The organism is Streptomyces sp. M-16 (assembly GCF_052114405.1).
GTDB lineage: Bacteria > Actinomycetota > Actinomycetes > Streptomycetales > Streptomycetaceae > Streptomyces.
In genome coordinates this window covers 35,768-44,673 of record NZ_JBFRER010000054.1, presented here as the reverse complement: position 1 = coordinate 44,673, position 8,906 = coordinate 35,768, and the positions used below count along the sequence as shown (strand labels likewise).

The 8,906-nt window shown below is 68.7% G+C and carries 11 protein-coding genes and 2 pseudogenes; 6 read left to right on the top strand and 7 right to left on the bottom strand.

Features of this window, described 5'->3' with window-relative positions; genetic code table 11:
- Positions 1-120: 120 nt before the first annotated feature.
- On the bottom strand, positions 121-1,278 hold the full coding sequence (locus AB4039_RS24015) for an RICIN domain-containing protein (protein ID WP_266845599.1): 1,158 nt from the start codon (positions 1,276-1,278) through the stop codon (positions 121-123).
- A 744-nt stretch (positions 1,279-2,022) separates the two neighbouring features.
- On the opposite strand from AB4039_RS24015, the gene AB4039_RS24010 reads away from it, so the two are divergent.
- Entirely contained in the window at positions 2,023-2,490 is a 468-nt protein-coding gene (locus AB4039_RS24010) for a hypothetical protein (protein ID WP_442271790.1), read from the top strand.
- Complete coding sequence (locus AB4039_RS24005) at positions 2,373-3,098, top strand: response regulator transcription factor (protein ID WP_442271789.1); 726 nt, start codon at positions 2,373-2,375, stop codon at positions 3,096-3,098. The genes AB4039_RS24010 and AB4039_RS24005 overlap by 118 nt, the downstream gene beginning before the upstream one ends.
- 535 nt (positions 3,099-3,633) lie before the next feature.
- On the opposite strand, the gene AB4039_RS24000 is transcribed toward AB4039_RS24005, so the two are convergent.
- From AB4039_RS24000 to AB4039_RS23990, 3 genes and pseudogenes are all read right to left on the bottom strand, one after another.
- Complete coding sequence (locus tag AB4039_RS24000) at positions 3,634-3,759, bottom strand: hypothetical protein (RefSeq protein WP_442271794.1); 126 nt, start codon at positions 3,757-3,759, stop codon at positions 3,634-3,636.
- Positions 3,736-3,822: pseudogene (locus tag AB4039_RS23995) on the bottom strand (transposase); the annotation flags it as partial. The gene AB4039_RS24000 and the pseudogene AB4039_RS23995, both read right to left, overlap by 24 nt.
- A 145-nt stretch (positions 3,823-3,967) precedes the next feature.
- A complete protein-coding gene (locus tag AB4039_RS23990; RefSeq protein ID WP_442271788.1) occupies positions 3,968-4,414 on the bottom strand; it encodes a hypothetical protein in 447 nt (148 codons plus the stop codon).
- 142 nt (positions 4,415-4,556) lie between these two features.
- On the opposite strand from AB4039_RS23990, the gene AB4039_RS23985 reads away from it, so the two are divergent.
- From AB4039_RS23985 to AB4039_RS23975, 3 genes are all read left to right on the top strand, one after another.
- Positions 4,557-4,721, top strand: coding sequence for a hypothetical protein (locus AB4039_RS23985; protein ID WP_266845592.1), 165 nt, complete (start codon positions 4,557-4,559; stop codon positions 4,719-4,721).
- Positions 4,722-4,827: 106 nt separating this feature from the next.
- The gene (locus AB4039_RS23980; RefSeq protein ID WP_442271787.1) at positions 4,828-5,214 is read left to right on the top strand and encodes a transposase; all 387 of its coding nucleotides are present in this window, start codon (positions 4,828-4,830) and stop codon (positions 5,212-5,214) included.
- Positions 5,211-5,684, top strand: a complete 474-nt coding sequence (locus tag AB4039_RS23975; RefSeq protein WP_442271786.1) for an IS3 family transposase — start codon at positions 5,211-5,213, stop codon at positions 5,682-5,684. The genes AB4039_RS23980 and AB4039_RS23975 overlap by 4 nt, the downstream gene beginning before the upstream one ends.
- Here the strand turns inward: AB4039_RS23975 and AB4039_RS23970 are convergent.
- The gene (locus AB4039_RS23970; protein WP_442271785.1) at positions 5,654-6,262 is read right to left on the bottom strand and encodes a helix-turn-helix domain-containing protein; all 609 of its coding nucleotides are present in this window, start codon (positions 6,260-6,262) and stop codon (positions 5,654-5,656) included. The genes AB4039_RS23975 and AB4039_RS23970 overlap by 31 nt on opposite strands.
- Positions 6,263-6,444: 182 nt before the next feature.
- Here AB4039_RS23970 and AB4039_RS23965 point away from each other — a divergent pair, with 182 nt between their 5' ends.
- Entirely contained in the window at positions 6,445-7,080 is a 636-nt protein-coding gene (locus AB4039_RS23965; RefSeq protein WP_266845586.1) for a VOC family protein, read from the top strand.
- 379 nt (positions 7,081-7,459) lie between these two features.
- Here the strand turns inward: AB4039_RS23965 and AB4039_RS23960 are convergent.
- Positions 7,460-7,882 (bottom strand): annotated as a pseudogene (locus AB4039_RS23960) (transposase); the annotation flags it as partial.
- A 301-nt stretch (positions 7,883-8,183) separates the two neighbouring features.
- On the bottom strand, positions 8,184-8,708 hold the full coding sequence (locus tag AB4039_RS23955) for a peptidylprolyl isomerase (protein WP_266845584.1): 525 nt from the start codon (positions 8,706-8,708) through the stop codon (positions 8,184-8,186).
- Positions 8,709-8,906 lie beyond the last annotated feature (198 nt).

The window sequence follows — 8,906 nt, the reverse complement described above, 5'->3', positions numbered from 1 at the left end:
GCACCAAGCCATGCTCGGCATCGCCCGCCTGCACAACCTCGCCCTCGCCGGATAAGCCAGCGGATCGCACCGCGACCGACCCTGCCCAGGGCGACTCAAAGATCATTTACGGGACAAGTCTTAGCCGTAGAAGTGCGGCACGAAGCGCTGGTTGGGGGTGGCGTGAGCACACGGCATCAGGCTGAGCACCTTGGTTTTGGTGGCCGTGGTGTTCACGCACAACTCGGTGTTGTTCTGCTTGATCATCCAGGCCCCCGGCTCCTCGCCCCAGTAGTAGATGGAGAAGACCTGGGAGCTTTGGCCCTCGCAGTCCCATTCGTTGAGGGCATCGCCACTCTTCGCCCAGCGGCCGTTGTCGACGTCGATGCACTTGCCGGTCGACCTGTTGACGAAGTTGAAGTCATACTTGCCGCCGCCGGGAATGCTGCGCAGCTTCCACTGGGATTTCATGGGGCTCCAGGTGCCGGAGACCAGGTGCGTGCCGTTGGCGTTGCTCCCGCGTTCGAACGTGAGGTACTTGTCGTGGTCGCTGTCGCTGGTCAGCTCGACCACGGACCCGTTCGCCACCAACTGCGTGCGGAAGTAGACCGGGTAGTGGTCGGAGCCGCGGCCGCCCATACGTATCCCGCGGTAGTTCCCCAGCGCGCGCGACGAGATCATGTAGTCGAGTTCGCCGCTGCTCTGCTGGGTCGCAAGGCCAGTGTGGTAGACCTGAGCGCCCAGACCTGCGGCGAGATTGTGCATGCCCTGGTCCGGGTCACGGTTGAAGTCGCCCATGACGGTCCACGCGCGGCCCGCCGCGGTCGCTTGGTTGCGGACCTGGCGTACCAGCTCCTCTGCTTCGTTGTGCGCTCCCGAAGCCAGCGCGTGCACGTTGTAGTAGATGTCGTCGTCCATGCGCAGACCCAGCGCGGGGCGGGCGCCGGCCCGGCCGGGCGGGGCGACGTAGACCTCGTGGGCCATGGTGTGCGTGACCATGGCGAGGTTGACCCGGGTGTCTCCCAGCGGACTCATCCAGTACACGAAGCGGCTGCCCCAGCGGTACAGGTGGACGGTGTAGCCGCTGCGGTTGTACGACTGCTGGAACACCATGCCGTACAAACTCGGTTCCGACCCCGCCTCCTGGACGGCGACGATGTCGTTCTCGTTGCTGAGCTGCCGGACGTCCGACCAACGGGCGCCTTGCGAGTTGTAGGTCGCGATGGTGTGGGCGTTGGGCGTGTCCGCTGCGGCCGGCGATGCCGGCAGGCCGACCAGCAAGCCGACGAGCGCGGCCATCGCCATCAGCGTGGTGAGCGTCCTGGTGCGTGGGTGAAGAACGTCGGAGCGTGGCAAGGTCGGTACCTTTCCTGGGCAGGATGAGATCGGGAATCTGTCAGGGGCCGCTAACGGTCCGCTAACGAGGCGGACCGCACCGCCTGGTACTGCCTGGGCGGGCAGTTCCTGTCGCCCCACGCGGTCGTCACGGGGCAGTCTTTGCCGGGGTCGAGCCACCCGGGAAGTTCCGCGTCAGCACTGACGCGGTGTCCGGCGCCGGTCCCGTCCGAAGCGGCGGAGGCGGCGGCGCCCCCTCCGATGCCCGCGGCCAGTACGCGGGCCACCAGAGCCCGGGCCGTGTTTCCCCGCATGTGCGTCGGCTCCTGTTGTGTAGCCGGCAGCGGTCGGTCCGCCGGTGTCCGTGCTCTGGTCGCCAGCCGCTTGTGCCGGTTGTGATCACCACTGTGCCGACCCGGCGCCGACCGCGGCAGCCCCCCGGGGCATCATCTGTGTGCCATGCACTTTTAGGAGGGATTCCATGGGCACTGCGCCAGGTCACGGCGGGGCAGCAGGCGTGCCCGAACTGGGCAGCGCGGAGTCCTGCTCTACCGCTGGACCGTCGTCCACGAAAGCCTCACCCCCGCCGCCCTGTCGAGGGCTGCCGCCGAGACCGGAATCAGCGAGCACGAGAGCCACCGGGCGCTGAACTCGCTCCTTGATGCCTGCCTCCTCCAAGCAGTCCCCGCCGCCCCCGGGGATCCCGGCGTGCGCTGGCAGCCGGTGAGCCCGCAGGCCGCCGCCGCCCACCTGCTCTCCGATCGCGACGCCGCCCTCCGCGCCCAGGAAGAAGCCCTGCGTATCCAGCGCCGGCAGATCCAAGAGCAGCACGACTGGCTCGTGGCCCTCATACCTGTCTACCTCCAGGCCCGCCAGCACGCCTTCCCGCAGGGCAGCATCGACCACCTGCCCGACAAGTCCGCCGTCCGCACCCTGCTCACCGACGTCATCGACCCCTGCCGCAGCGAGGTGGTGTCCAAAGACGGCGGCGCCTTCCCACCTGCCGCACTGCGCGAAGCACTCCCCCGCGACCTCGCCTTCTCCAGCGCGGCATCCGCATGCGCAGCCTCTATCAGCACGCCACCCGCTTCGACCAGCCCACCCGCACCCACGCCGAACACCTCGTCGCCGCAGGCGCCCCGATCCGCACCCTGCCCGAGGTACTGCCTCAGCTGATCATCGTGGACCAGGCCCTGGCCTTGCTCCCGGCCCGCTCCGGCGGCGCCCTGATCATCCGCGAACCCGGACCTTCTCGCCTACCTCCTGGACGTCTTCGAACGCGACCCCGGGCCAGCCCCACCCCTTACGCCACCGGGCCCCACGCCGCTCAAGCCGTCTCCCAGACCATGAAGCGGACCATCCTCGTCATGCTCGCCAAAGGCATCAAGGACGACACCATCGGCCGCCGCCTCGGTATCTCCCTGCGTACCTGCCGCCGGCACGTCTCCGAACTCCTTGAGACCCTCGGTGCTAGCAGCCGCTTCGAAGCAGGCGTCATCGCCGAACGACAAGGACTCACCCACCATTCGGCACCGCCGTCACCGCCATCGCCTGCCCCCGCCCCCGCTATGGAAGCCGCCCCGGACACCGCCCGGCCCGGCCCTGTACCCTCGTGCCCGGTCTGCGGTGGGAGCCTGCCCGCACGGACCCCAGGATCCACCGGCCGACCGGCCCGCTACTGCTCCCCCAAATGCCGCTCCAGCGCCAACCGCACACGAAAATCCCCGGAAGCACTGCCGGAGGACAACACCGCACGCACGTCACGAAACCCGTCACCCGCGTGACGAAACCCCCTACGGGCCGGACTACCGCCGATGCGCGGGCCGCTTGGGACCTGCGGCTGGGCCGAGTCCCCCAAGCATGCGACGGCTTGCCAGCGGGCCGACGCTTCCGCCTGGCCGACGTGGCGCACTCCCGCAGGGTGACTGGGTCCCCGCCGCCGGGCGCGCACGCGTCCACCCCACCGTCGGCGGGCCGAGGATGCACCAGCCACAAACCCCTTCGTCGGTGGGAGCCCCCGGTGCTCGAACGCCAGAAGCTCGAAGGCCGCGCGCAGGTCACCTTCGTCCTGCCTGACCACACGCCCGACGGGCCGGTCTGTGGTCGGCGACTTCCACCACTGCAGCCCCCACGCCCACCCCCTCGCCTCCAGGGGCGACGGCACCGCGCCGCCAGCGTCACCCTCCCCGCTTCCGCTACATGGCCGCCGGCGACTACTGGTTCGACCACGACGAGGCCGACGGCCACGGCGGCGCCGACGGGCGGCCGCACACCTGACCGCCACGCACGACACAGCCCCCGGCTCCCGGTCGAGCGGAGTCAGAACAGCGGGACGGGATCGACGCCGAACAGGTCCCGGGGGCCGGTCAGCTCCAGCAGGCGCAGGAACTGGTCTCTGGGGGCGGCCAGGTGCAGGTTCTGCCGGTCCTTCCACGCCGTGATCACCGGCTCGATCAGAGCCCACTGCGCCTCGGATAAGTCGCTGGGGTAGGACATGCATTCACTCACATCATCACACCAGCAGACGAGCGCCTACGGAACGGCCGTTCCACATCGAACTCACACCATCAGGCGACGACAGAGCCGTCCAAAAGTCACGAACCGCCCGCTGAAACGCGCTGGAGACAGCGTCCCACCCCGGCGCCCTGACCTGTCAGCCGGTGGTGAACTCCGCGCTACCCTTTCCGAACAGACGCGCCAGCCCTGTCGGGTTCCCGTCAAATTCTCCAGCGAGGAGCTGCAGCAGAAATTCCGTCATGCTGCAGTCGTAGACTGTCCACTCACCTCCGTGCACATAGACAGCCACAGGCCATGTCCCCGGTTCGTCGCTGCTCGGGATCCAGCCCAGTACGTCCGCTTCGACTGTCTCCCTCCAGACCATGACGTCCGCCGGGCCATACAGCTCGGCGCACAACGGGTCGTTCCACTCGTCGACCTCCGGCAGGTCGAGAACGTCTGCCGGAAGCCTTGAGGTGTGACGCGAAGGAACATGAGGATCCATCCTCGGAGCGAAAACGGCCAGCATTCCGTCGATTTCACCGCTGCCGTAGACGGACAGGAAGTCCCTGTAATCGGGCGGGAATCGGGTGCCGTACGCCACCGCAACGTCGTCCCAGTCGATGAAGGTCCCGCCATACCACTGGCGTGTCGGAGGCCCCCAGGTCAGGTTAGGAACATCATCACACCAGCGGGCGAGCGTCTGCGGACCGGCGGGTTCCGCCGCGCACCCACACCATAAGGCGATGACAGAGCCACTCACCCGCGTGCCGACCGCCGCCGAACTCGCCGCCCGCGACCACATCAGCACCCGCACCGCCGCATCACCGCCGCTCAACAGCAACTCGACACCACCGACGAGCAGCAGCGTGGCGAGTGACGGAGCGACACCACCAGCGGCCCGCCGGTAGCGCCCCCACCCGGCCGGGCCGCGCGGCTACGGGACGTCGCCGCGCCACAGGAACCGGCCGCCATCTGAAGGACTCGGCTCGCCAACTGGAGCACACACCGCCAACTATGGTGCTCTGGGCTTGCTCCGCTTTGACGGACATCCGAGATCAGGGGCTTGGGCCCCGGAAGGATGATGTTCATCATGGAGAGCATGGGGAAGAAGAAGGTGCGTCCTCGGCGCTCGTTCACGGGGCGGAGTTCAAGGCCGAGATCGTCGGTCTGTGCCGGCGTGGTGACCGTTCGGTCGGTCAGGTCGCCAAGGACTTCGATCTGACCGAGACCGCGGTGCGGGGCTGGGTGAGGCAGGCCGAGGTCGACGCGGGCGACCGGGACGGCCTGACCAGTAGCGAGCGCGAGGAACTGGCCGCGCTTCGACGGGAGAACCGTCGGCTGCGGGAGGACGTGGAGGTCCTCAAGCGTGCGACGGCTTTCTTCGCGATGGAGACCCGGTGAGCGTGGACCCGTTCATCGAGGCGGAGAAAACTGCAGGGCACAGCGTCAAGCGCGCGTGTGAGCTGCTCATGGTCTCCCGAGCCGCCTACTACGCCCGCTGCAGCAGCGCCCCCGGTCCCCGTGCGGTGCGAGACGCCGAGCTGACCGAGCGGATCACCAATGTCCACGGACAGTCCCGTGGAACGTACGGGGTCCAGTGCGTCCACACCGTCCTCCAGCGTGAGAGTGCCGGCTGCGGGCGCCGGCGGGTGGCCCGCCTGATGCGGCAGGCGGGACTCATCGGCCGACACCGAAGGCGACGACACCGCACCACCGCCCCCGGCCCGAACGCGGCCGCCCGCCCTGACCTGGTCCTTCGCGACTTCCGCCCCGACCCGGCAGCCRTTGACACCCGCTGGTGCGGCGACATCACCTTCATCGCCACCGACGAGGGCTGGCTCTACCTCGCCACCGTCAATCGAGACCGGTGAGGGCAAGCTCTACCTGGCCACCGTCCTTGACCTGTTCTCCAGTGCGTCGCGTTCTTCGGCGTCGATTCCAGGGTCTTCACGATCACCCGCTCGACATCCTCGTCGGTGATCTTCCGTGGGACACCCGGCCGCGGCTCGTCGCCCAGCCCGTCCAGCCCATGCTCGATGAAGCGCCGCCGCCAGGTGCGGACCGTGTCGGGAGCAACCCGCAGCCGTCGCGACACCTCCGTCACCGAGTGCCCCTCCGCGCACTCCAACACGATCCGTGACCGCTGAGTCAACGCCTGAGCCGTCGCGCGACGACGTAACCAACCCTCCAGCACGACACGCTGGGCATCAGTCACCAACAACGGCGGAATCATCGGACCAGGACGACTCATACCCAAACCAACGATAAACCTCTGGCTCAGGTCACTAGGTGTCGCGTGGCGGTCGGCGAAGGCGATGTCGTCGGGTTCGGTTCGCACCCAGATGGGGTGGTGAAGCGGGATGGCCTGCTGAACTTCCTCCGGGGTGAGCTTGGTGATGTGCTGCCAGATGAAGATGCGCGAGGAGGGCATCGGTTCCTTCCGCAGCACCGTACGGGCTCCCTCACCACTGGCGAAGATGGCGGCAGCGCTGCTGCCTGGCTTCGACCGGGGCCTCCCCCGCCGGGATGACGATGATCGATCCGCTCCACGGCTGAACCCACGGACGAACGCGGTCGGGACGGCGGGCGTGGCGTCGGGATTTGCACGGGTTGTCGGGTGATGATGGCGCAGTGCGACTTGATCACGTGTCCTATGCGGTGGCCCGCGACAGCTTCGTCTCGACCGTCCAGTGGATCGGATCGGCCCTCGGCGGCGGGTTCGTCGACGGGGGCGTGCACCCGCGATTCGGCACCCGCAATTTCATTCTCCCGCTGAGCGGCGGCACCTATGTCGAGGTCGTCACCACACTCGACCATCCCGCCGCCGACCGCGCGCCCTTCGGCCAGGCGGTCGCGCGCCGCGCCGCCGAGGGCGGCGGCTGGCTCGGCTGGGTGGTCTCCGTCGACGACATCGCCCCGGTCGAAGCCCGCCTCGGCCGCACCTCGGCCGAGGGCCACCGTGTCCGCCCCGACGGGTTCGACCTGAGGTGGAAGCAGATCGGCCTGCTGGAACTGCTGGAGGACCCGCAACTGCCGTACTTCCTTCAGTGGCTGGTACCCATCGAGGAGCGCCCGAGCGCCGACCCGCGCACTTCCACCACCATCCACGGGGTCTCCATCGCCGGCGACGCCGCCTCCATCGCCGAATTCCTCGGCGAACCGGCCGACCACCCCCTCGACCAGATCGACGTCACCTGGGTCGAGGATGAGGAACCGGGCCTGGTCTCGGTCGAGTTCGCCACCGCCCACGGCCCGGTCACGATCTGACTCCGGCCGACTCCCTGCGGGAGCAGCCGGCTGGGGTCTCCTGGCCAAAGGGTGTTGCAGAAGGCTCCTCCTCCGCGACGGACGACCGTTGGACAGTGGTCAAGGGGTACCTCTGCACGCTCTCCCTCCTCGGCCCGCTGGGCAACACCCTCGGTGCTCCGGACACGTAGAGGCGAACGGCTTCGCCGTGGCCCTGCCGGAGTGCGCGCGACTGAAAATGCCCAGTCGACGCGGCCCGGCCTCATGGCGTTTCCTCGTCGGCAGCCCTGCTGCTGACCTGGTGGAAAAGGGGATTCGGGTGGCGTCGAGCAGCCGCCGGAAGCCTCCGCCGAACGCGGACCTGGACCGGCTCATCGAGACCTGCGGTGCGAGCCACAAAGGCAAGGTGGACTTTCGTGCTCAGGCCGCCTCGGGAGCGTCCGAGGGCGTGGTCGTCGGGTTCGGCCAGGCCTGGCGCCCCCCTTCATGGCGCCGGCGGCGTGTTGGTGGGCTCGGCAGACGGCGGAGTCCACCGAGACGGGCCGGCCGACGTCGGCATCGGCGTCGGCCGCTGCCAAAACTGCGGCGAGGATGCGTTCCAGGTGCCGTCCACGGCTCATCTGATCAGGCATGTGGGAGCGGTTTGGAACGAGCCGAGCTCGCCCGGCAGGTCCCGCCACGGCGAGCAGGTGCGGCACTTCCACGCGATGGCTTCCAGGGCTCGGCGGTGATCGGCCCACCGCTGACCACGGACCGGATCGGTCGGTATCAACAGCTCGATCCGGTCCCACGTCGCATCAGTAATCAGTGGCCGGACGGATATATCCGATCAACGGTCCAACCGATCAAAGAGACGCATTCTAGACCAAAACCGATCACGGCTCGGAAGGACACCGGCTGCGCCTTGCCGGACAACCACCCACGATGCCGCAATGGATGCGATGTCCATGGGCAGCACCCTACGGAGTCCACCTGCTGGGCCTTGGGCGCTTCGCGTCGCCCTGGCACAAGTCCGGGTCCCTCCTCTTCCGCACCCGGACACTTCACCCGGCCGGCACAGTCCGCCCGGGAGCGGCCACAGGTGCCAGGCACGCTCATCGAGGACGTGGCCACGTCACGGTGCGTCAATGCCGGCCGGACGGCCGGACGTGGAGCAGCTCGGTCCGCAGGACGGGTGTGCCGTCGATCGGCGCCGGGTTCTCCGCGGTCGGCTCGATGCCTCCGGCGGCGACCTTGTCGAGTGTCGTCAGGCCGTCGGCGTCGACCGTGCCGAACACCGTGTAGTTCGGTCGCAGCGCGGAGTCGCCGTAGACGACGAAGAACTGTGAACCGTTCGTGTCCGGACCGGCGTTGGCCATCGCCAGCAGGCCGCGCCCGTAGAGACGGCGCGCGCCGGTCGGGTCGGTCGGTGCCGGCGGCAGGTCCACCGGCAGCTCGTCCTTGTACTTGTACCCGGGCCCGCCCTCACCGGTACCGGTCGGGTCGCCGCACTGCAGGACCTTCAGCGTCGGATACGCCGTCAGACGGTGGCACACCGTGCGGTCATAGAACCCATGCCGTGCCAGGTGCAGGAAACTCTGGACCGTGCACGGCGCCTTGGCCCGGTCCAAGTGCAGCGGGAGCGGGCCCCGGCTGGTCGGAACAGCCATGTCAACCGTGCCACGACTGGGGGTGCGCCGCGGGTCAGGCGGCAGCGGAACAGGGCGCGCCGGCGGCTCGTCCGGGGTCTGGGTGTACTGGCAAGGGCCGTGCGTGGTGCGCGGCGGAGCGCCGTCGGATGCGGTGGCGACACTCCCCCCGGACACGACTAACGCCACGGCCGCGAATGCGCTGATCAGTGCTCGTTT

What these genes read in the sequence shown, in the direction of transcription:
- AB4039_RS24015 (WP_266845599.1), bottom strand. Translation starts at nt 1,278, where the DNA reads ATGGCCGCGCTCGTCGGCTTGCTGGTCGGCCTGCCGGCATCGCCGGCC.
- AB4039_RS24005 (WP_442271789.1), top strand. Translation starts at nt 2,373, where the DNA reads ATGCGCAGCCTCTATCAGCACGCCACCCGCTTCGACCAGCCCACCCGC.
- AB4039_RS23985 (WP_266845592.1), top strand. Translation starts at nt 4,557, where the DNA reads ATGACAGAGCCACTCACCCGCGTGCCGACCGCCGCCGAACTCGCCGCC.
- AB4039_RS23980 (WP_442271787.1), top strand. Translation starts at nt 4,828, where the DNA reads ATGGTGCTCTGGGCTTGCTCCGCTTTGACGGACATCCGAGATCAGGGG.
- AB4039_RS23955 (WP_266845584.1), bottom strand. Translation starts at nt 8,708, where the DNA reads ATGGCTGTTCCGACCAGCCGGGGCCCGCTCCCGCTGCACTTGGACCGG.